This window comes from Erwinia sp. L03-1 (assembly GCF_058686115.1).
The window spans coordinates 4709548-4730639 of sequence record NZ_CM178762.1; the positions used below are offsets into that span (position 1 = coordinate 4709548).

General features: G+C 55.6%; 20 protein-coding genes. 16 read left to right on the forward strand and 4 right to left on the reverse strand.

Features of this window, described 5'->3' with window-relative positions:
• Positions 1-13 precede the first annotated feature (13 nt).
• Positions 14-445 carry a rhodanese-like domain-containing protein gene (locus tag AC4PCC_RS21560; RefSeq protein WP_067709328.1) on the reverse strand — a complete coding sequence of 144 codons (432 nt, stop codon included), beginning with the start codon at positions 443-445 and terminating at the stop codon, positions 14-16.
• Positions 446-772: 327 nt separating this feature from the next.
• Between AC4PCC_RS21560 and envC the strand changes: the two genes are divergently transcribed.
• The 8 genes from envC (at position 773) to AC4PCC_RS21600 (ending at position 9259) form a co-directional block, all read left to right on the forward strand.
• The gene (envC, locus tag AC4PCC_RS21565; RefSeq protein ID WP_492125892.1) at positions 773-2080 is read left to right on the forward strand and encodes a murein hydrolase activator EnvC; all 1308 of its coding nucleotides are present in this window, start codon (positions 773-775) and stop codon (positions 2078-2080) included.
• Positions 2081-2110: 30 nt separating this feature from the next.
• Positions 2111-3019 carry a divergent polysaccharide deacetylase family protein gene (locus AC4PCC_RS21570; RefSeq protein ID WP_492127592.1) on the forward strand — a complete coding sequence of 303 codons (909 nt, stop codon included), beginning with the start codon at positions 2111-2113 and terminating at the stop codon, positions 3017-3019.
• Between the two features lie 64 nt (positions 3020-3083).
• Positions 3084-4319: a glycosyltransferase gene (locus AC4PCC_RS21575; RefSeq protein WP_492125893.1), complete on the forward strand. Its 1236-nt coding sequence runs from the start codon at positions 3084-3086 to the stop codon at positions 4317-4319.
• Positions 4312-5220 carry a hypothetical protein gene (locus tag AC4PCC_RS21580; protein WP_492125894.1) on the forward strand — a complete coding sequence of 303 codons (909 nt, stop codon included), beginning with the start codon at positions 4312-4314 and terminating at the stop codon, positions 5218-5220. The genes AC4PCC_RS21575 and AC4PCC_RS21580 overlap by 8 nt, the downstream gene beginning before the upstream one ends.
• 128 nt (positions 5221-5348) lie before the next feature.
• Complete coding sequence (rfaD, locus tag AC4PCC_RS21585) at positions 5349-6281, forward strand: ADP-glyceromanno-heptose 6-epimerase (protein ID WP_067709315.1); 933 nt, start codon at positions 5349-5351, stop codon at positions 6279-6281.
• A gap of 16 nt (positions 6282-6297) precedes the next feature.
• Positions 6298-7359, forward strand: a complete 1062-nt coding sequence (rfaF, locus tag AC4PCC_RS21590) for an ADP-heptose--LPS heptosyltransferase RfaF (protein ID WP_492125895.1) — start codon at positions 6298-6300, stop codon at positions 7357-7359.
• Positions 7347-8339: a lipopolysaccharide heptosyltransferase RfaC gene (gene rfaC / locus AC4PCC_RS21595; RefSeq protein ID WP_345829658.1), complete on the forward strand. Its 993-nt coding sequence runs from the start codon at positions 7347-7349 to the stop codon at positions 8337-8339. The genes rfaF and rfaC overlap by 13 nt, the downstream gene beginning before the upstream one ends.
• Positions 8339-9259 carry a glycosyltransferase family 2 protein gene (locus tag AC4PCC_RS21600; protein ID WP_492125896.1) on the forward strand — a complete coding sequence of 307 codons (921 nt, stop codon included), beginning with the start codon at positions 8339-8341 and terminating at the stop codon, positions 9257-9259. Before rfaC ends, AC4PCC_RS21600 begins: the two co-directional genes overlap by 1 nt.
• A gap of 15 nt (positions 9260-9274) precedes the next feature.
• Here AC4PCC_RS21600 and AC4PCC_RS21605 read toward each other — a convergent pair whose 3' ends face one another.
• Positions 9275-10525 (reverse strand): O-antigen ligase family protein, encoded by a 1251-nt coding sequence (locus AC4PCC_RS21605; protein WP_492125897.1) that lies wholly within the window; start codon positions 10523-10525, stop codon positions 9275-9277.
• A gap of 38 nt (positions 10526-10563) precedes the next feature.
• Positions 10564-11523, reverse strand: coding sequence for a polysaccharide deacetylase family protein (locus AC4PCC_RS21610; protein ID WP_492125898.1), 960 nt, complete (start codon positions 11521-11523; stop codon positions 10564-10566).
• 283 nt (positions 11524-11806) lie between these two features.
• On the opposite strand from AC4PCC_RS21610, the gene AC4PCC_RS21615 reads away from it, so the two are divergent.
• From AC4PCC_RS21615 to coaD, 8 genes are all read left to right on the forward strand, one after another.
• Positions 11807-12895: a glycosyltransferase gene (locus tag AC4PCC_RS21615; protein ID WP_492127593.1), complete on the forward strand. Its 1089-nt coding sequence runs from the start codon at positions 11807-11809 to the stop codon at positions 12893-12895.
• A gap of 258 nt (positions 12896-13153) precedes the next feature.
• Complete coding sequence (locus AC4PCC_RS21620; RefSeq protein ID WP_492125899.1) at positions 13154-14257, forward strand: glycosyltransferase family 9 protein; 1104 nt, start codon at positions 13154-13156, stop codon at positions 14255-14257.
• A gap of 2 nt (positions 14258-14259) precedes the next feature.
• Positions 14260-15261: a glycosyltransferase gene (locus AC4PCC_RS21625; RefSeq protein WP_492125900.1), complete on the forward strand. Its 1002-nt coding sequence runs from the start codon at positions 14260-14262 to the stop codon at positions 15259-15261.
• Positions 15262-15337: 76 nt separating this feature from the next.
• Positions 15338-16423, forward strand: a complete 1086-nt coding sequence (rfaQ, locus tag AC4PCC_RS21630; RefSeq protein WP_492125901.1) for a putative lipopolysaccharide heptosyltransferase III — start codon at positions 15338-15340, stop codon at positions 16421-16423.
• Positions 16416-17549, forward strand: a complete 1134-nt coding sequence (locus AC4PCC_RS21635; RefSeq protein ID WP_492125902.1) for a glycosyltransferase family 4 protein — start codon at positions 16416-16418, stop codon at positions 17547-17549. Before rfaQ ends, AC4PCC_RS21635 begins: the two co-directional genes overlap by 8 nt.
• Positions 17550-17652: 103 nt before the next feature.
• Positions 17653-18927, forward strand: coding sequence for a lipid IV(A) 3-deoxy-D-manno-octulosonic acid transferase (gene waaA / locus AC4PCC_RS21640; protein WP_067709293.1), 1275 nt, complete (start codon positions 17653-17655; stop codon positions 18925-18927).
• Complete coding sequence (locus AC4PCC_RS21645; RefSeq protein WP_492125903.1) at positions 18928-19716, forward strand: glycosyltransferase family 2 protein; 789 nt, start codon at positions 18928-18930, stop codon at positions 19714-19716.
• Positions 19713-20192, forward strand: coding sequence for a pantetheine-phosphate adenylyltransferase (gene coaD, locus AC4PCC_RS21650; RefSeq protein ID WP_492125904.1), 480 nt, complete (start codon positions 19713-19715; stop codon positions 20190-20192). Before AC4PCC_RS21645 ends, coaD begins: the two co-directional genes overlap by 4 nt.
• A gap of 23 nt (positions 20193-20215) precedes the next feature.
• Here the strand turns inward: coaD and mutM are convergent, their stop codons facing one another.
• Complete coding sequence (gene mutM, locus AC4PCC_RS21655; RefSeq protein WP_067709287.1) at positions 20216-21025, reverse strand: bifunctional DNA-formamidopyrimidine glycosylase/DNA-(apurinic or apyrimidinic site) lyase; 810 nt, start codon at positions 21023-21025, stop codon at positions 20216-20218.
• Positions 21026-21092: the final 67 nt, after the last annotated feature.

The following is a 21092-nucleotide window of genomic DNA, read 5'->3' on the forward strand; positions in this document are numbered from 1 at the left end:
CACTCTCCAAATATTATTTACCGCGAACCAGCGGCAGGTTTTCACCACTCCAGCCGGAAACGCCATCTTTCAGTACGAAGACCCGTTCAAAACCCGCGGCATTGAGCTGAGAAGCCGGCTCGGCCGCAGTGGTGCCATTAGCACAGACGACAATAATCGGCTGCGCTTTATGTTTTTCCAGTTCGCCAAAGCTGCCTTTTTTGATATCGGCCGCCAGGATGTTAATTGCGTTAGAAATATGGCCTTTACGGTAGTCATCGCGAGAACGGACATCAATGACAACGGCTTCTTCTTTATTGATTAATCGGGTTGCTTCACCACGGCTAACTGTTTTTACCTTGGAGAACATGCCCTTAACGGTGGTCACGATCACCAAAACCAGCAGGACAACCCACGCCAGACTCAGAATGGTATGGCTGCCTGCGAACTGCATAATATCTTGCATGAGGGGTAACAACTCCCGAAAGGGTTAATAAGCGAAAACAAGGCTTCTGAGTATACCTGCCAGTGCTGCCATGTACAGACGTGAAGCCCTCAGAGTTACGTTTTCTGGACCAGATCCTCAAAATAATTTACCTCAGCGGCAAATCCCTACGCGGCTTTTGCCCGATGCAATCTTAGGCGGTTAAAAGTCAGCCAGTTCCCTCCCCCCTTCCCCGGATGAACGTGCCTTATCGCGCGCTATCCTTCACTCCGCTGTTACCGTCAGAAACGCAAATCCCGCTACAGATAGCTGGTAAGCTGCTGTTCATCGTGGAATAATCCTCCTCCTATGAGGGAAAAAGCGACAGTTTCAGTTCAACGAACCCAGGGTAACGGATCGGCCACAGGCGTTCTGCTACGATCTCGCGTGTTCACCCTGTCAGCCTGCGTGCTCTGCGCTGGCTTTTTGCTGCTGCCCGCTCCCGGCAGGGCAGCGGATGATAACAAATCGCAACTTTCCAGCCTGCAGCAGGACATCGCTAAAAAAGAGAAAAGCGTTCAGCAGCAAAAGCAGCAGCGCGGCAAACTGCTCGATCAGTTGCAAAGTCAGGAAAAAATCATCGCTCAGGCCAGCCGACAGCTGCGCGAAACGCAGATAATCCTCACCGGCTTAAATAAAGAGATCGCCGATCTGTCGGCGTCCATCAGCAAGCTCCAGGCACAGCAGGATGCGCAGGAGAAACTGCTGGCGGAGCAGCTGGATGCGGCGTTTCGTCAGGGCCAGCACGGCGGCGTACAGCTGATACTCAGCGGCGAAGAGAGCCAGCGGAGCGAACGCATTCTGGCCTATTTCAGCTACCTGAATGATGCGCGCCAGAAGTCCATCGACGATCTGAAAAAAACCCGCAGCCAGCTCTCTGCGCAGAAAGCCTCGCGGGTGGATAAACTCGCCCGGCAGAAATCCCTGCTGGCTGAGCAGCAGTCTCAGCATCAGAAGCTGGAAGGCGCCCGCGTGGCACGTAAGAAAACGCTGACCACGCTGGAATCCTCGCTGGAAAAAGACCAGGCCCAGCTGGTTGAGATGCGTCAGAATGAGAGCCGCCTGCGCGATAAAATCGCGAAAGCCGAACAGGAAGCGCGGGCACGGGCAGAACGCGAAGCGAAAGAGGCTCAGCGCGTACGCCAGCGTGAGGCGCAGGCTAAGAGCAAGGGCAGAACCTATAAGCCTACCGAAAGCGAACGCGCGCTGGTCTCCCGTACCGGAGGCCTCGGGCGGCCTGCGGGTCAGGCGCTATGGCCGGTGCGGGGTTCCATTGAGCATCGCTTCGGTGAACAGCTGCAGGGTGAACTGCGCTGGAAGGGGCTGGTCATCAACGCACCGGAAGGCACCGAGGTCAAAGCGATCGCCGATGGCCGCGTGCTGATGGCCGACTGGCTCCAGGGTTATGGGCTGGTCGTGGTGGTTGAACACGGCAAGGGCGACATGAGCCTGTATGGCTATAACCAGAGCGCGCTGGTCAGCGTAGGCGCCCAGGTTAAAGCCGGGCAGCCTATTGCGCTGGTAGGTACCAGCGGTGGGCGCGGCACCCCTTCACTCTATTTTGAAATCCGCCGCCAGGGACAGGCTGTTAATCCACTCCCGTGGTTAGGAAGATAACTTTTGGTACGTCTGCACAAACTTAGCGGCATGCTGGCAGGCCTGTTAATGGCCTGCCAGGTTCACGCCGGCAAACTCTCAATTGTCATAGATGATTTCGGCTACCGTCCCGCGCAGGAAAACCAGGTGCTGCAGATGCCGCCTGCCATTTCCGTCGCTGTCCTGCCTGATGCGCCGGGTGCGCGCGTCATGGCCACGAAGGCGCATCAGCGCGGCCACGAGGTGCTGATCCATCTGCCGATGGCACCGCTGAGCAAGCAGCCGCTGGAAAAAAACACCCTGCGTCCGGATATGTCCAGCGCCGAAATCGAGCACATTATTCGTGAGGCGGTCGCCAGCGTACCCTATGCGGTCGGCCTTAATAATCATATGGGCAGCGCGATGACCTCCAGCCTGCCTGCGATGCAAAAAGTTATGCAGGTTCTGAACAACTACAATTTTTACTTTCTCGATAGCATGACCATTGGCAACAGCCAGTCCGTACCCGCGGCTGCGGGCACGCATGTGAAAGTCATTAAGCGTCGCGTTTTCCTCGACGACACGCAGAATGAAGCGGATATTCGCAAACAGTTCCTGCGCGCCGTGCATCTGGCACAGCGCGACGGTTCAGCCATTGCGATTGGCCATCCGCATCCCACCACGGTGAAAGTGCTGTTGCAAATGCTGCCCACGCTCCCTGCGGACATTACCCTGGTGCGTCCGAGTCAGCTGCTGAATGAACCCCAGTCGGTCGGCCACCGACCGCTGCCGCTGCCCGCGAAGCCAACGCCGCCGCGTAATCCGTTCCGTGGCGTGAAAACCTGCCAGGTGACCCCACAGCCCGTTCCGGCAATTCTCGCCCTGAACGTGGTGGCAGACAGCATCGCTGAGAGTCAGGCTATGCGCTATATCAAAACCAACTTTTCCGGATTGAGCCTTCAGCTCGGAAAGACCCCTTAATATCTCGGCGGCTTAGCGGTCTGACTGTCCGCTAAGCCTGACTGACCGATGCGGAAGCCGTACGATGGTGGAACAGCGTAAAAAAATTCTGCTGCTGGATACCGGCAACGAATGGGGGGGCGGCACCAACAGCATGCTGGAGCTGCTAAAACGTATTGATCGCAGCCAGGTCGATCTTCACTGCTGCTTCTACCACAACTATTCCCGGGGGAAAGGCGATTCGATTGAGCAGGTGCTAACTGCGCTCGGCATCCCCATCCTGTTTATTCCCCAGCGGAAACAGCCCCGCTGGGCCAAGCTCGGCAAAGAGCTGCTGCGTTCGCTGGTCTTTTTCAATCGAAAACTGCGCCTGCGGGCCACGCAGCGCGTCGACGCCGTCTGGCGTATCCGGCCTAATGCCCGGCAAATCCGCCAGCGGCTGACCGACGGTCATTTCGACCTGCTCTATATGAACAATCAGCCGGGATCGAACCTGGAGGGTTATCTCGCGGCAGAAGGGCTGCCGGTGACGGTTGTGCAGCACTGCCGCATCGAGCCGGTGTTAAACCGCGAGCTGGTAGAGCAGGTGAATCACCGCGTGGACGCGATCATCGCCGTTTCCAACGGCGTGCGCCAGGTACTGCTGGATAACGGCGTAATGCCGCAGAAGTGCTTTACGGTATTCAACGCGATAGATATCTGGCAGCCGCTGCCCGTCCGCGCGGCGATGCGCAGTCAGCTCCTGCAAATCAGTGATGACACGTTTGTATTTGGCAGCATCGGCTCACTGATCCCACGCAAATCGAATCACCATATTTTGAGCGCGCTGGAGAAATTTTCCGCCGCCTTTCCCGCCGCCCGCTGGCGGATGGTCATGCTGGGCGAAGGCCCTGAACTGTCGAAACTTCAGCAGCAGGCGGAGCAGGCAGGTATTGCCGATCGGGTTGTATTTACCGGCTTTCGCAGCAATGCGCTGGAGTATCTCGCCGCACTGGACGTCTTTATTCTGGCATCAAAAAGCGAAGGTCTGCCGCGGGTGGTACTGGAAGCCATGCTGCTGAACACGGCGGTGATCGGCTCCCGCGTCACCGGCACCGCTGAGCTGATTGAGCACGACAAAACCGGCCTGCTTTTTGAGTATGGTGATGTCCAGACCCTGTTTGAAGAGATGAAAACGCTCTATCTCGATGCGGAAAAGCGCAGCTTTCTACTGCATCAGGCCAATGCAAGCGTAAAGCAACACTATGCTATTGAGCACTACGTCTCCGGCGTAGAAACTATTTTAAAAAATGCGGCCCATGGAAACTCTTCGCATGTTTGAATTCTTAAAACCCCATTTCCGACAGATTCGCGCACGTCACAATATTCCCTATCAGCAATCAGAGGTGCAGGGTGCCATACCGGTCACCTCGGTGGTGATCCCCTGCACGGGCGCGGACTTCATTGAAGAAGCTAAACTGAGCGCGCTGTTTTCCGCCCGCTTTGCGCCGGACGCACAGGAGATTGTGATTGTCAGCGACAGACGGGCTGAAGAGTTCGGTGAGCTGCCGGCAAAGACGCGCGTCGTCACGCTGGATGTGCCTTTTCGCGAAGAGACCTACCGCTACAAGCAAATTTACCGCAGTCGTCTGATCAAACTTCAGGCGCCTCTACAGGCCAGAACGGAGGGGGTTTTGATGATCGATTCAGATCTCAACCTGCTAAAAATGCCTGAAATTAATATGCTTGATGGCCATATTTACTCCAGCTTTCGTCAGGGGAAAATGATCGCCAAGCTGATGAACACGCCGGAGGCGCGTCGTCCGGCCTATTATCGTCACAGCGTCCGTCCGTTTATTGTCGATCACGTTAACGGGGCTTTCCTGGCGGCGACGCGGCAGACATGGAAACGGATCTGCCCGCTCTGGCTGACGCTGTTTCAGGATACCTGGGAGCTGATGGACGATTCCCAGCCGCCAACCGATCAGCTGCCGCTTGCCGCCCTGCTGGACTTGCTGGATCTGAAAACGGTGAATCTGGGCGACTGGATGAACTGGCCGGTATCAAAGAAAATTGGTGGGACGACGGCGGCCATTCCCAAAGAAGTGATTGGCGCCCACGGCGGTTTTCCACTTTCCGAATGGCAAAAATACCTTGATTCATCGGATACCCTGGTGAGTTTTAAGGGGCAGGATTACACGCGCAGGGTTCGCTATCTGACCGATGCGGAAAAACAGCAGTAGCGCATGCTTAAAGCAAACGCATACCGTTACGGAGTCATCTGGCTGTCTGCCGGGTGATGAGATGTTATGATATTCGGCATTAGCGTGTGAAACCTCCTGTTTCACCCCATTTTTTAAGGTTATAGCTTATGATTATCGTCACCGGCGGTGCGGGCTTTATCGGTAGCAACATCATCAAAGCGCTGAATGACAAAGGCCACACTGACATTCTCGTGGTAGACAATCTGAAGGATGGCACTAAGTTTGCCAACCTGGTGGATCTGAATATTGCTGACTACATGGACAAGGAAGATTTCCTGATTAGCATTCTGGCTGATGAGGATTTTGGCGATGTGGAGGCCGTGTTCCATGAAGGCGCATGTTCCTCGACCACCGAGTGGGACGGCAAGTACATGATGGAAAACAACTATCAGTACTCCAAGGAGCTTTTACACTACTGCCTTGAGCATCAGATCCCCTTCCTTTATGCCTCGTCGGCTGCCACCTACGGCGGACGCAATGATAACTTCATTGAAGCACGCGAATTTGAAGAGCCGCTTAACGTCTACGGCTACTCGAAAATGCTGTTCGATCACTACGTGCGCCAGATCCTTCCGGAAGCGGGCTCGCAGGTATGCGGTTTCCGCTACTTCAACGTCTACGGACCGCGCGAAGGCCACAAGGGCAGCATGGCCAGCGTGGCATTCCATCTTAATACCCAGCTGAACAACGGCGAAAATCCTAAACTGTTCGAGGGTAGCGACGGCTTTAAGCGCGACTTTATCTACGTTGAAGACGTGGCCTCGGTCAATCTGTGGTTCTGGGAAAACGGCGTATCCGGTATCTATAACTGTGGCACGGGTCGCGCTGAGTCCTTCCAGGAAGTGGCCGACGCGGCGCTGAATTTCCACCAGCAGGGTGAGATCGAGTACATCCCTTTCCCGGAAAAACTCAAGGGTCGCTATCAGGCCTATACGCTGGCCGATCTGACCAAACTTCGCGCGGCTGGCTATGACAAGCCGTTTAAAACCGTCGCCGAAGGCGTGAACGACTATATGGCATGGCTGAACCGCAACGCGTAACAGGGTAATTCCGGCGATGAAAATTCTGGTAATCGGCCCTTCCTGGGTCGGCGATATGATGATGTCGCAAAGTCTCTATCGTGCGCTGAAAGCCGCTCATCCCGATGCCGTGATTGACGTCATGGCACCGGCGTGGTGCCGACCTTTACTGTCGCGTATGCCAGAGGTCAACGACGCGCTGGCGATGCCGCTCGGTCACGGTGCCCTGGCGCTGGGCGAGCGCCGCCGCCTGGGCAGGACGCTGCGTGACAAAGGATACGATCGCGCCTACGTGCTGCCCAATTCGTTCAAGTCCGCGCTGGTGCCCTTTTTTGCCGCGATTAAAAAGCGTATCGGGTGGCGCGGGGAGATGCGCTATGGATTGCTGAACGACCTGCGGGTGCTTGATAAAGCCGCATTCCCGCTGATGGTTGAACGCTACGTCGCGCTGGCATATGACTCATCACGGATAAGCCGCGCTGCCGATCTCCCCCAGCCGCTCCTGTGGCCTGCCCTGCAGGTCAGTGAAGCGGAAAAACGGGCGACGGCAGCAGAATTTGGCCTGCGGCCTGAACGCCCGGTGATTGGCTTCTGTCCCGGTGCAGAATTTGGCCCGGCCAAGCGCTGGCCTCATTATCACTACGCCGCGCTGGCGCAAAAGCTGATTGATCGTGGCTTTCAAATCGCGCTGTTTGGCTCAGCCAAAGACAGAGAAACCGGGGAAGAGATCCTCCAGACGCTGCAACCGCACTCTCGCGAGAATTGCAGCAATCTGGCCGGCAGCACGCAGCTTGAGCAGGCGGTGATCCTGCTGGCTCACTGCCGCGCCGTGGTCAGTAATGATTCCGGTCTGATGCATATCGCCGCCGCGCTGGACCGTCCGCTGGTGGCACTATATGGCCCCAGCAGCCCGGATTTTACGCCGCCGCTGTCACATAAGGCGCGCGTCATTCGCCTGATTACCGGCTACCACAAAGTGCGTAAGGGCGATGCTGAGCAGGGCTACCATCAGAGCCTGATCGACATCACGCCTGAGCGGGTTATCTCCGAACTTGATACCCTGCTGGCGGAAAACCAGGAGAGCGAATGCAGGTCCTGATTGTTAAAACGTCATCAATGGGCGACGTACTGCATACGTTGCCTGCGCTGACCGATGCGATGAACGCCATTCCGGGGATCCGCTTTGACTGGGTGGTGGAAGAGGGCTTTGCTCAAATCCCGGCGTGGCATCCCGCCGTTGACCGGGTGATCCCGGTGGCGATCCGCCGCTGGCGCAAGCACTGGTTTGGCAGCGAGGTCCGTGAAGAACGCTTTCTCTTCAAGCGCGAAGTACAGTCACGCCAGTATGACCGCGTAATCGATGCCCAGGGGTTGATCAAAAGTGCCGCGCTGGTAACCCGCATCGCGAAAGGTGAAAAGCATGGCCATGACAGCCGCAGCGCCAGAGAGCCTTTTGCCAGCTGGTGGTTTGATAAACGCCACGAAATCGACAAACAGCAGCACGCCGTGCAGCGTACGCGTGAGCTATTCGCAAAAAGCCTTGGCTACCCGTTACCCGAGGGGCCGGGAGATTACGCCATAGCCGATCACTTCCTCAGCAGCCCACCGCCTGATGCCGGGCAATACCTGGTCTTTCTGCATGCCACTACGCGCGATGCAAAACACTGGCCGGAGGCCCACTGGCGCACGCTGGCTGGCCTGCTGAAAGAGAGCGGAATGCGCATCAAACTGCCCTGGGGCGCCGAGCATGAACACCAGCGGGCGCAGCGGATAGCGGCTGACTTTGATTATGTTGAGGTGCTGCCAAAGCTGACGCTTGAACAGGTTGCGCGTACGCTGGCAGGCGCCAGGGCGGTTGTTTCCGTAGATACCGGACTCAGCCATCTTACCGCCGCGCTGGCCTGCCCCAATCTCACGCTGTATGGCCCCACCGATCCCGGCTTGATTGGCGGCTATGGCCAAAACCAGTTTGTGCTGCGACCCGCGAGCGGAAACAATATGGCGGATATTTCCCCTCAGCAGGTGGAAGAACAGCTGCTGCCGCTTATCCATTCCGGAGCGCCTCACCGCGAATACTGATGAACACTCCCTGTCAGCTAAGCATTCTGATCGCGGCCCACAATTGCGAGCCCTATCTGGCGAATACGCTGGACACGATTTTTGCCTCCCTGGGCACGGCCCAGCAGCGCGCCGAGATTATCATCATCAATGATGCCTCCACCGATGCCACCCAGAGCATTATTGATGACTATGCCGCTCGTTACTCGCAGATCCGTACTGACCGGACGGCGTTCCGTAACGTCGGTAAAGTGCGAAATCACGCGGTAAGCCTGGCGCGCGGCGAATACATTCTGATGGTGGACAGCGATGATACGCTGCTTGCGGACGCACTACAGGAGCGGCTTATCCTGCTGCAAAAGCGCGCGCCAGATATTTTGCTGAGTAAAATCATTGAGGTACGGGGCGACGACAAGCTCCCGTCGTGGCAGCCTGATGAGCCCATCGAGCTTAACCGGGACCAGTCCATTGAGCGCTTCCTTGTTCATCGTGATTACCAGGCACATTTTATCGGGCAGTTTTTTTCCCGTCGCCTGTTACAGCAGCACGCCTTTCCGGACTTCATCTGCTACGAAGACACCTGGCTCTTCCCCTTGATGCTGACCCTCAGCACCAGAACGCTCTACAGTCGGGCGGGATTTTACCTCTACCGCAAACATGCGCACAGCCTCTCTTCAGATGTTAACGCCGAAAAAATTCGCTGCCTGATTGCCGCCACGCAAAATATGGATCGGGTACTGCCTCACGCCTTTCAGCACCTGATTACCTGCCACTGGCTGGATATCGCCAACCGCTATCACACCCAGCTTCAGAACACGCCGCAGGGAGAGATTGTCAGGACGCGGATTCGTCAGGTGAGTCTGTTGCGGTTTTTGCTGAACGGAAAAATCAGGCTGAGTTACAAAAGAAAGATGCTGGCCGTGCGCCGGCGGGGCTGGTAAGCCCCGCCTGGAGAGTTAATCGCTGTGCGTTACCCGTGGCCGGGTCAGCGCATTCCACATCTCACACACGACCAACATCAGCGCGACGCATACCGTCAGTTCCCGACTGATAAACACCACATCAGTCAGACCGCTGACAATCACGCCGAGCATCACCGCCAGCAGCAGTGAGTTTTGCGAGCGCAGGGCGTAAACCACCAGCGACAGATAAAACATCAGCAGCACCACCGCGCCCTGAATCCCCTGCAGGCTGGCAGTATCGAGCACCTCGTTATGCAGATGCACCTTTTCGTACAGCATCGACACGCTGTCCTTGTGATAGGTATCGACATATTGCTGAAAGCAGGCGGTGCGATCTTCAGACTTCATTCCCAACGGATGGGCGCTCAGGCACCACCAGCCAACCTGCCACATCGCCAGTCGGGTAGTGAGAGAGCCGTTTTCGTTGCCGTTTGACTGATCATAAAGGGTATATTCCTGGAGGGTAGTATCCAGTTTCGGCTTAATAATCGGCTTATAGCTGAGCGCGACCAGGACGCCAACGGCAACCAGTATTGCCAGCAGCGACTTCAACCCAAAATGACGAAACTGCAGCACGCCCACCACCAGGATGATTAACGGATAAGCCGCCATCATATTGCGCGTACCAGTTTGCATCAGTACAAACCAGGAGAGCAGGAAAATGGCCAGGCAGCAGAGAATGCTGCCCGGCGAATGCTTTTCGGAAGCCAGCAGAAATAGCACCACCATAGAGAGCATCGCATAGCCATATGCAGAGATAGTGGCACGATCGAGCGCAAATTCTACCCGGTGCATGTCGCTGAGATACTGCCAGAAGCCATACGCGGTCGCGGCGGCGAATGCCGTTAGCAGGCCATACTTAATGCAGAAGATGCTTTTCGCCCGGAAATGCTGCATCTGTGAAAAGAGCCAGTAGCCCGTGACGCAGACCAGCAGCAGGCGTTTCCCGGCGTTCATATAGTCGTTATAGGTGGTGTAATCCGGGCCACCATAATATTCCCAGTAAAACCAAATCAGCTTGCTGGCACCGAGTATCGCCAGCATCGCCAGAAACCACAGCCGCGAGCGGTCAACGTCTTTCCGGTTAAACAGGATACCGGCGAGAGAGAAATAGAAAGCCCAGTAAAACAGGACTTTGGCTGCCTTGATATCAATAAAGGTCAGCATGATCGATAACATTGCGCTGACCAGCGTCAGAAAATAAAAAACTGTGCGAAGCTGTTCCGTATTACGTCTGATTAGCATAGTGATTCTCAGGTCGGGACTGGATGCCATGCGGCTCATTATTGTGTTTTTGTTTGCGCAAATTCTGCGAGGGTCATTCCCTGGGTCCGATGGTGCAACCAGCTGAACAGCGTCTCCAGATCGTCATACAATCGATCAATATCCCCCTCGTTCTTAAAGGTTGGGCTGCCGTCTGGCATAAACTCCGACGAATGCAGCATAAATTCAACGTAGTCCGCGCCTTCCGCCAGGGTCTTTTCCGCCACCGCGATCATCTGCTGCGCATTGCCTCCGGTCGGGCGCAGCCAGTAGACTGAGGGGCTGCGTTGCTTACCGCGAAGTTTGTCATAACCCTGCTTAAGGCTGTTCATTAACCCCGAATGTTTATAGTACGTAGTCATGGGAACTTCCAGCAGCGGCGAGTTGCCGGGCCGCGAAATATCATCGATATCAAGATAATAAGCGTCACGCGGGAAGTGGGTATAGTCGGTACCACCCTGACCCTGCGGGGCACCCGGCGAGAAGGTCCAGTTCACGCGTGGGGTCACCGAACAGTCAACGCGGTATCCCAGTTCGATCAGCAGCCGGGCATACGCTTCGTTAAACGCCCAGCGGCCTGCACGGTGGCTCAGCATTTTTGTCTGAAACGTCTCTTCCAGCAGGTCGGTCATATAGACGACTTTGCTGCGCATTTCCTCAGCGGGATATTCGATCAGATAAGGCTGAAAACGCCAGTCATCATCGGTCAATGGAGTGAGGGGCGGGCTGTTCCACGCATGTAAGTGCATACCCACCTCCCCCTGACCACGGGCAATCACATCGCGGGCGAAATCGATATAGACGGGGTCGATGGCCATTTCATAATTGGTCAGCCAGGTCGGCTTGAAGGCATACTTCTCGCTAATTTGCTGGAATCGGGCAAGATATTGCGCGTTTTTGGTCGTAACGTTCCCGGAACGGTTACGCCATAAATTATCGCCTTCCGTATCGATAGTAATAATAAATGCTGGTTTCTTCATGCAGATTGCAGGCTCCGTGGTGACCTTGCGGCTATGTTACGCAGCAGCAATGAGAACCGCAAAGAGATTTGCTGAGCTGGCTCACAGGCGGACAGGATTCCAGGTAGCGCTATCTTTATTATTTTTCTAAGATAGCCTCTACATCTAAAGCTCACTCTTTATAAGCAAGGACGCACTGACAGCGCTAAAACAGGGTTCAGTCCAGTATCAATGCGGTGGGTTTGGCGCCACATCGCAGCTATCTTCTCTTTTTAAGGGTAAAAATTTGTCCAAGCGCATTTTGATGATCATTGATGGCCTGCCGGGCGGGGGAGCCGAGAAGGTGGTTCTGACGCTTTCAAAAGGGCTGATTGAGCGCGGGCATCGGGTTTCGCTGTTTTCACTGCGTACCGTGTGCGACTACAGCATTCCTGAGGGGCTGGATTATCAGGTGATAAAAGATCGCTGCAAAAAGCCCTGGCGCAAGCTGACTGAGCTTAACCGCCGTGCCGCAGGGCTCGATCGCGCCATCAGCGAAGCGGAGAAAATGGGCGGTGCTTTCGATCTGGTTGTCTCGCATCTGCATAAAACCGATCGTATCGTCAGCCGCTCCAGGGTGCTGGATGCCGATAAAACCTGGTTCTGCCTGCACGGGGTCTTCTCCGCCTCTTACCTGGGCCACCGCAAAGGTTTCTCACGCTGGTTAAAGGAGCGTAAAACCCGCTGCGTCTATCAAAACCGCAACCTGACTGGCGTATCACAGTATGTGATGGACGATCTCAAAAGTGCTTTTTTGGTAAGACCGAAGCGCGAGCGTGTGATATCTAATCCCTTTGATTTTGACGTCATTGAGCAGCTGTCGCTACAGCCCTGTAGCATGGAAGGAAAAGAGTACCTCATCCACGTTGGACGTTTTCATCAGACTAAACGCCATGACCGTCTGCTGCGGGCCTATGCCCAAAGTGGCCTCTCTGCCCCACTGCTGCTAATTGGTCAGGGGAACCCTGAAATTACCGAAAAAATCAAAGGGCTGGTCACTGAACTGGGGATTGAAGACAGGGTTATCTTCAAAGGCTTTATGGATAATCCTTACCCCTATATACGCCAGGCAAAAATGTTAGTCGTCAGTTCAGATAGCGAAGGTTTTGGCAACGTCCTGGTTGAAGCGCTGATTTGTCACAGTCCGGTGGTCAGTACCCGCTGTCCTGGCGGTCCGATAAGCATCCTGACCGGCGATCTTGCTCGCGGCCTTGCTGATATGAGTGAAGCGTCGCTGGCCGCGACGCTCAGGGAAGTTTGGTTCAACCCTCCCGCGGTGAATGCGCTGGACCTGCAGGCTTACAGTATTGAAACAGTTTGCCAACAGTACCTTGATTTAATTAAACCAGACTAACAACACGCTGGCAGAAGCTTCCCTAAAACTCATTTAAAATGATGATACTGCCACCCAAAAGCGACTCCTGTTTATCCGGGATGAAGAGAACAATTTGTTTATTCAATACCTAAGGTTTTGGCCCATGATAACGCTCACACGCAGGAACGAGCATCTGAGCTCTTATGACAAGATTTCAGCGATGGGGCAACCTGTTGGCAGCGTCTGTATCCCTGTGAACGCAGGGACAGGCAGCGGTACATTCAGGGAGCCGGGAGCATGAATTATGTTCTGCTCTTTATCCTGCTTCTTCCTTTGAAGCTGGCCTTAAAGCTGGTGCAAAAGAAGACGGCACGTAATCTGGTTATCCAGACGGCGAAGATTGGCGATTTCGTCAATATTACGCCGCTGCTAAGCCATCTGAAGCACAGTGATGCCCTGCTGAGCCGTTCTGTCGCGCCGCTGGCGCGGCATGATGCCACGCTGGATGAGATTTTTTATATCGAAGAACATAAAAGCAGCACGCTGAGTAAGCTTAAGCTCGCCTTCATGCTGATGAATCGCTATGAAAATATCTATCTGTTACAGCCTAACAACGCCAATCTGTTTTTTGCCGCCTGCTGCAACGCGGGTAATAAGCAGTTTTTGTCGATGTACCGTCGGAAGTGGTATCAGCAGCTATTTTATCTGACCGCCAGCGGCACGGTTGAGCATACAAAAACCACGCTGACCCTGGAAAACTACCTTAAGCTGGCTGACCGCTCTCTGACGCGTGCGAGCTACCCTAAGCATGCCACGCTGCCGCTGCTGAAGCCGCAGGATACGCCCGGGGAAATTTTCCGCACGGATCGGATAAAGATTGGTATCAGCATTTCGGCTGGGAATCAGGCGAAAACGATCCCTCCGGCCATCTGGAAGCGTCTTTTTGAGCGACTGAGCAATCTGCCCTGCCTGTTTTATATTTTCGGCTCGCCTGAAGAACTTCCCCGGCTGAACGCGCTCTATGAGGCGATCGATAACGCCGATAACATCGTGAATCTGATTGGTAAAGTGTCACTGGAAGGCCTTCCATGGGCGATCAGCAACATGGATTTTTATGTCGCGTCCGACTCAGGCAATGTTTACATCGCAGACTCGCAAAACGTGCCGGTTATTCTGATTTACGGCCCCTGCTGCGTTGAAGAGCAGCGGCCGCTGGGTGACGTTTTACTGATTGGCCCAAACCATATTTCACCCTCGTCTTTTGTGTTTCATGCGCTGTATGCGTTTAACCACCCCGTCGAGCAGCTTTTTGAGCTTGACCCGCGAAAGCTTGATGATATTTATCATTTTATCAGCGCCAGAAGCCCCCTCCTGGCCCAGGAAAAGAAGACGTTACCCTGAGTATGAAGCCGCATTCTGAAGCCCCAGCCCCGCGCCTGAGCGTAATTATCCCGATGTATAACGCAGGAGAGAGTTTTCAGGCCTTTATGTCGTCCCTGCTGGCTCAAACCCTGGAAGACCTGGAGGTGATCATCGTTAATGATGGATCCACGGATCGGTCTGCGGAACTGGCCCATCGCTATGCCGCAGACTATCCACACGTTCAGGTGATCGACCGTGAAAACGGCGGTGTATCAAGAGCCAGAAATGACGGCCTTGCCGCTGCGCGTGGAAAATATGTCACTTTCCCGGATGCCGACGACACGCTCTCACCTGAGATGTACAGCACCCTGGTCAGCATGGCAGAACGGGACGACCTGGATGTCGCACAGTGTAATGCCGAGCGGGTGTTCTGGGGAGGAAGTGAAGCCCGCCCGCTTATCCCTCTCGAGCGGTTGGGGTCGACGGAAGTCCTTAGCGGCCCGGCATGGCTCAGCAAGGCGCTGGCCAGCAATCGTTACCTGCATGTCGTCTGGCTGGGCATTTACCGCCGTTCGCTGATTGAGCAGCTCAACCTGCGCTTTGAACCCGGTCTGCACCATCAGGACATTCCCTGGACGACCGAGCTGATGATGAACGTTCAGCGGGTGCGCTATATCGATACCGTCCTGTACCGTTATTATGTTCATGACCAGTCGATCAGTAATCAGACGCGCACCGGCCAGCGTAATGTCGAGTATCAAAAACATTACATGAAAATTGCGCGGATGCTGGAAGAGATTAACCAGCGCTACCGGCGCAAAGTAAAAATTTACCCCGAGTTTCATCGGCAGGTGACAAAAGAAGCGCTCAGCGTCTGTCACGCTGTGCGCCGTGAGCCGGAAGAAGCGGCTCGCCAGGCAATAATAGCGGACCTTTTTGCTACCGGTACGCCTGCCCGCATGCTGCGGAACGCGCGGGGCATTCGCCAGTGGTATCAACTGCTGCTCTGGCTTTGCCGAATTTACCGCTGGCGTCAGCGATAGCGTCGTGCCGCGCTGGCTTTCCCCCTCGCGGCGTTTGCCTTACAATCGGCTCACTTCCTTTTGAGATTTCATGAGTATGTCAACGCCTCAAACGATCCCTGACGCCTTTGTGCCGCAAAATATACTGCTGATCAAGCTGCGTCACCATGGTGATATGCTGCTCACCACGCCGGTTATTCAGGCGCTTCATCAGCGCTATCCCCATGCCAACATTGATGTGCTGCTTTATAAAGAAACCCTGCCCATGCTCAGGGCGCACCCGCTGCTCCGCCATCTGCATTTTATAGACCGCAACTGGAAGAAAGAGGGCGGCGTAAAGCATATTTCTCATGAAATCGGGCTGATTAAGACGCTCCGGCAGTGTCGTTACGATCTGGTCATCAACCTTGCCGACCAGTGGCGCAGTGCAATTATTACCCGAATGACAGGCGCAAAAGTCAGGATTGGTTTTGATTATAAAAAACGGCGTAACGCCATCTGGCGGCATGCCCATACCCATCTGGTCTCCACCGACCGCCATGCGCAGCTGCACACCGTTGAGCAAAACCTGGCAGCGCTGGCTCCACTGGGGATCGCCCCAGAAGGCTGGTCGGCGGCGATGCATTACAGCGAGGCGGACTGGCAGAAAACGCGGAGCACGCTTCTCCCACATCAGCCGGTGGAAAAGCCCTATATCGTGATTCAGCCGACTTCGCGCTGGACCTATAAATGCTGGGAAGACGATAAGGTCGCCGGACTGGTCGACGCCCTTAGCGATGACAGCAGCGACATCATTCTGACTGCGGCCCCGGACAAAAACGAGCGGGCGATGATCGAACATATTCTTTCGCTTTGCCACGACCGCCGGGTTATTTCGCTGGCAGGCCAGCTGTCGCTGCCGCAGCTGGCAGCCCTGATCGACCATGCCAGACTGTTTATCGGCGTGGACTCAGCGCCGATGCATATGGCTGCGGCGCTGAATACGCCGTGCATTGCGCTGTTTGGCCCTACCAAGCTCACCCAGTGGCGCCCCTGGGGAAACAATAATCGGGTCATCTGGGCGGGAGACTATGCCCCCCTGCCGTCGCCTGACAGTATTGATACCAAAACGAAACTCCGCTACCTCTCCGCGATACCACTTGATGAGGTTGTCGCTGCCGCAAGGAAATATCTGGATGAATAAAGTCAGACTGGCAATCGTTCGGCAGAAGTATCGCCCCGACGGCGGCGCCGAACGTTTTATCGCCCGCGCGCTGGAAGCACTGGACGACAGCAGCCTTGAACTGAATATCATCACGCGCGACTGGCAGGGAGAACCCCGACCAGACTGGCATCTGCATATCTGCAATCCTAAAAAGTGGGGCCGCATTTCCCGCGAGCGGGGCTTTGCCGAGGCGGCTCGGGCCTGCTGGCAGCGCGAGCAGTTTGATATCGTACAGAGCCACGAGCGCATCAGTGGCTGTGATATCTTTCGCGCGGGCGATGGCGTACACCGCGTATGGCTTGCGCAGCGTGCCCGAATCGTTTCACCGTTCCAGCGCCTGCTAACCCAGACCAGTGCCTATCATCGTTACGTTATGGCCGCCGAGGAGGCGATGTTCCGCTCGCCCTCGCTGAAGAAAATCATCTGTAACTCGCAGATGGTGAAAAACGACATCATGCGCTGTTTTCAGGTGCCGGAGGAGAAATTTGCGGTTATCTATAACGCTATCGACGCGCAGCGCTTCCAACCCGCTACCCGCGAACAGCGTCAGCAAATGCGCGAAAAACTGGGGCTGCCGGAGCATGCCAGGGTCTTTATCTACGTCGGATCGGGCTTTGAACGAAAGGGTTTAAAAGCCTGTATCGAAGCGCTTGCGCCGACTGACGCCCATCTGCTGGTGATCGGACAGGACAAACATCAGCCTCGTTACGCTGCGCTCGCTCAGCATCTGAACTGTGCGGATCGCATCCATTTTGCCGGCGTCCAGCATGAGGTGATCCCCTTCTATCATGCCGCCGACGCGCTTATGCTGCCAACGCTGTACGATCCTTTTCCCAACGTCATTCTGGAAGCGATGGCCTGCGGCCTGCCCGTAATCACCAGCTTCACCTGCGGCGGTGCAGAGTTTATTGCTGAGGGTCAGCAGGGGTTCGTTTGCGATGCGCTGGATGTTCCGGCACTGACCCGGGCCGCAAACGCGATACCGCTGCGAACGGCAGACAGCCGCATGGGTGATGCAGCGCGTGAACGGGTGCTACCCTGCTCGCCTCAGCAGCTGGCGGGCCAGCTTAATGCGCTCTATCAACAAGTGCTACAACAGCGCTGATGAAGTTGTGTGAGCGGGAGCAACTTATCTGCTAACATGCCCTATTACTTATCTTTTTTGATACTCTCTGGCGTGGGTCGCTGCGCACATTGTAAATACTGTGATGACAACACTCTATACCGTCCTGCTCTACCTCATTCAGCCTTTGATCTGGCTTCGCCTCTGGCTGCGTGGCCGTAAAGCCCCTGCTTACCGCAGGCGCTGGGCCGAACGCTACGGTTATTGTGAAGGTAAAGTGCTGCCAGACGGCATTTTACTGCACTCGGTTTCCGTCGGCGAAACGCTGGCCGCCGTGCCTCTGGTCAGAGCCTTACGTCATCGCTACCCTTCGATGCCGATTACGGTTACCACCATGACGCCGACCGGCTCGGAACGGGCCGCCTCTGCGTTTGGTACCGATGTCCACCACGTCTATCTGCCCTACGACTTGCCTGGATCGATGAACCGCTTTCTGGATAATACCCGCCCCCGGCTGGTCATTATCATGGAAACCGAGCTGTGGCCGAATATGATCTCCCTGCTGCACGCCCGCAAAATACCGCTGGTGATCGCCAATGCCAGGCTCTCCGAACGGTCGGCAAAGGGCTATAAAAAGCTGGGCAAATTTATGCAGCAGCTGCTGCAAAAAATTACGCTGATTGCGGCGCAGAACCAAGAAGATGGCGATCGCTTTGTCAGCCTGGGGCTTAAACGCGCTCAGCTGACGGTAACCGGCAGCCTGAAGTTTGATATCTCCGTTACGCCGGAGCTGGCCGCCCGGGCGATCACGCTTCGCCGCCAGTGGGCGCCTCGCCGACCGGTCTGGATAGCGACCAGTACGCATGAGGGTGAAGAGAGTATTATTCTGGATGCGCACCGCAAGCTGCTGGCCCGCTTCCCTAATTTGCTGTTAATTCTGGTGCCCCGCCACCCCGAGCGCTTCTCAACCGCCCGCGAACTGACGCAGAAGGCAGGTTTAAGCTATACCCTGCGCAGCAGCGGCGAGATCCCCTCCGGCAGTACGCAGGTGGTGATTGGCGACACCATGGGCGAGCTGATGCTGCTTTACGGCATCGCCGATCTGGCCTTTGTTGGCGGTAGCCTGGTTGAGCGGGGCGGACATAATCCTCTGGAAGCCGCCGCACATGCGCTGCCGGTGCTGATGGGCCCACATATCTTTAACTTCAAGGATATCTGCGCCAGACTGCAAAATGCTGACGGCATGATAACCGTTACCGATGCTGACTCGCTGGATAAAGAGATTACTACGCTGCTGACCGATGAGGATTATCGTCTGTACTATGGTCGACATGCCGTGGAGGTGCTTCACCAGAATCAGGGAGCGCTGCAGCGTCTGCTACAGTTACTCGAACCCTATTTACCACAGCGGAATCACTAAATGTCCGATCGCCAGGCTCTTTCAGTGGTATTGATCGCCAGGGACGCCGCCGGGCTACTGCCGGAGTGTCTGGAATCCGTTAGCTGGGCCGATGAGATTATCGTTCTTGATTCGGGCAGCAGTGATGACACACCGCAGATCGCCGCCAGGCACGGTGCCCGGGTATTCCAATCAGATGAGTGGCACGGCTATGGGAAACAGCGCCAGCTGGCGCAGCGCTACGCCAGTCACGCCATGATTCTGATGATCGATACCGATGAGCGCATAACGCCGACTTTGCGTGATGCCATCGAATCCGTTTTGCAGCAGCCCGCTTCGGCGACGGCCATTTACAGCCTGGGAAGAAGAAACCTTTTCCTGGGGCGCTTTATGCGCCACAGCGGCTGGTATCCCGATCGGGTGACGCGCCTGTATCCCGCCAGCTATCAGTACAATGATAATCAGGTACATGAATCGCTGGATACCCGGGGGCAGAAGGTCATCCCGCTTAAGGGCGATCTGCTGCATTTAACCTGTCGTGATTTCTCTGCCTTCCAGTGGAAGCAATTTGCGTATGCAGAGGCCTGGGCAAAACAGCGTCACCAGCAGGGTAAACGCTGCGGCTTTATGTCGATTTTTACCCATACTCTGGGCGCATTCCTGAAAACGCTGCTGCTTCGTGCCGGTTTTCTGGATGGCAAACAGGGCTGGCTGCTGGCGATGGTCAACGCACAGTACACCTTCAATAAATACGCGGCGCTGTGGGCGCTGAATAACTCTTCTCACGCTTCCAGCAAGGGTGGCCTATGAGCAGCATAAAAGCGATATACCCTGGCACCTTCGATCCGATGACTAACGGCCACCTCGACATTGTGACGCGCGCCGCCCGAATGTTTGACAGCGTTATCCTGGCCATTGCCGTCAGCCCGCATAAAAAGACGCTGTTTTCGCTTGAGGAGCGGGTCGCACTGGCACAGGAGGTGGTGGCACCTCTACCGAATGTCGAAGTGGTGGGATTCAGCGATCTGATGGCGAATTTTGCCCGCGACCGCCAGGCGCACGTGCTTATTCGTGGGCTGCGCGCCGTATCTGATTTTGAATATGAAATGCAGCTGGCGCGGATGAACCGGCATTTGCTATCAACGCTGGAGAGCGTGTTTATGATGCCGGCTGAAGAGTACTCTTTTATCTCTTCCACTCTGGTTAAAGAGGTCGCGCGGCACAAAGGCGACGTCAGTGCATTTCTTCCTGCACCCGTTTTAGCCGCACTGCTGGCAAAGCTTTAACCGGCTAAACCGCCGCGAACAGATTATTTCTGGCAGGTTGGGCAGTAAAACGTGCTGCGCTGGGCGTGCTTCGTACCCTTAACGGGCGTACCACATACCCGACAGGGCTCGCCAGCCCGTCCATAAACCTGAAGCTGCTGGGCAAAATAGCCGGGCTTGCCGTCGGTCTGCAAAAAATCACGCAGCGTTGTTCCCCCCTGCTCAATGGAACGCAGCAGCACGGCCTTGATGGTGCTGACCAACAGGTCGGCTTCATCCGCAGTTAGCGACATCGCCTGACGATCGGGGTGAATACCGGCGGCGAACAGGGATTCGCTGGCATAGATATTGCCCACCCCCACCACCAGCTTATTGTCCATCAGCCAGGGTTTAACCGGCGTACGCTTGCCGCGCGACTTATCAAACAGATAGCCTGAAGAAAAATCTTCACTGAGCGGCTCCGGGCCAAGATGAGCCAGCACGTTGCTGGCGGTAAGATCGCTGCTCCAGAGCCATGCGCCAAAGCGCCTCGGGTCGGTATAGCGCAAGATCCTGCCGTTACTCATCACCAGGTCTACGTGGTCATGTTTTGCCGGTGGCAACTCTTCGGACAGCACCCGCAGACTACCGGACATTCCCAGATGGATAATAATCCAGCCATGGGGTAGCTCCAGCAGCAAGTACTTGGCCCGCCGCTGTACGCTCAGCACAGGTTGATCGCTAAGCCGATGGATCTCTTCAGAGACGGGCCAGCGCAGCCGCCCATTGCGCACAATAGCGTGAAGAATGGTGGCACCCACCAGATGGGGTTCGATACCCCGTCGACTGGTTTCTACCTCAGGTAACTCCGGCATGGCCTCGCCTCCCGTGCTGCGTTGATGGTTGACCGTCTCACAAAAACAAAAAACCCCGCCGGGGCGG

Excerpts from the sequence above, each read along its gene's own strand:
- AC4PCC_RS21560 (WP_067709328.1), bottom strand. The coding sequence starts at position 445 with ATGCAAGATATTATGCAGTTCGCAGGCAGCCATACCATTCTGAGTCTG.
- envC (WP_492125892.1), top strand. The coding sequence starts at position 773 with ATGAGGGAAAAAGCGACAGTTTCAGTTCAACGAACCCAGGGTAACGGA.
- AC4PCC_RS21570 (WP_492127592.1), top strand. The coding sequence starts at position 2,111 with ATGCTGGCAGGCCTGTTAATGGCCTGCCAGGTTCACGCCGGCAAACTC.
- AC4PCC_RS21575 (WP_492125893.1), top strand. The coding sequence starts at position 3,084 with ATGGTGGAACAGCGTAAAAAAATTCTGCTGCTGGATACCGGCAACGAA.
- AC4PCC_RS21580 (WP_492125894.1), top strand. The coding sequence starts at position 4,312 with ATGTTTGAATTCTTAAAACCCCATTTCCGACAGATTCGCGCACGTCAC.
- rfaD (WP_067709315.1), top strand. The coding sequence starts at position 5,349 with ATGATTATCGTCACCGGCGGTGCGGGCTTTATCGGTAGCAACATCATC.
- rfaF (WP_492125895.1), top strand. The coding sequence starts at position 6,298 with ATGAAAATTCTGGTAATCGGCCCTTCCTGGGTCGGCGATATGATGATG.
- rfaC (WP_345829658.1), top strand. The coding sequence starts at position 7,347 with ATGCAGGTCCTGATTGTTAAAACGTCATCAATGGGCGACGTACTGCAT.
- AC4PCC_RS21600 (WP_492125896.1), top strand. The coding sequence starts at position 8,339 with ATGAACACTCCCTGTCAGCTAAGCATTCTGATCGCGGCCCACAATTGC.
- AC4PCC_RS21605 (WP_492125897.1), bottom strand. The coding sequence starts at position 10,525 with ATGCTAATCAGACGTAATACGGAACAGCTTCGCACAGTTTTTTATTTT.
- AC4PCC_RS21610 (WP_492125898.1), bottom strand. The coding sequence starts at position 11,523 with ATGAAGAAACCAGCATTTATTATTACTATCGATACGGAAGGCGATAAT.
- AC4PCC_RS21615 (WP_492127593.1), top strand. The coding sequence starts at position 11,807 with ATGATCATTGATGGCCTGCCGGGCGGGGGAGCCGAGAAGGTGGTTCTG.
- AC4PCC_RS21620 (WP_492125899.1), top strand. The coding sequence starts at position 13,154 with ATGAATTATGTTCTGCTCTTTATCCTGCTTCTTCCTTTGAAGCTGGCC.
- AC4PCC_RS21625 (WP_492125900.1), top strand. The coding sequence starts at position 14,260 with ATGAAGCCGCATTCTGAAGCCCCAGCCCCGCGCCTGAGCGTAATTATC.
- rfaQ (WP_492125901.1), top strand. The coding sequence starts at position 15,338 with ATGTCAACGCCTCAAACGATCCCTGACGCCTTTGTGCCGCAAAATATA.
- AC4PCC_RS21635 (WP_492125902.1), top strand. The coding sequence starts at position 16,416 with ATGAATAAAGTCAGACTGGCAATCGTTCGGCAGAAGTATCGCCCCGAC.
- waaA (WP_067709293.1), top strand. The coding sequence starts at position 17,653 with ATGACAACACTCTATACCGTCCTGCTCTACCTCATTCAGCCTTTGATC.
- AC4PCC_RS21645 (WP_492125903.1), top strand. The coding sequence starts at position 18,928 with ATGTCCGATCGCCAGGCTCTTTCAGTGGTATTGATCGCCAGGGACGCC.
- coaD (WP_492125904.1), top strand. The coding sequence starts at position 19,713 with ATGAGCAGCATAAAAGCGATATACCCTGGCACCTTCGATCCGATGACT.
- mutM (WP_067709287.1), bottom strand. The coding sequence starts at position 21,025 with ATGCCGGAGTTACCTGAGGTAGAAACCAGTCGACGGGGTATCGAACCC.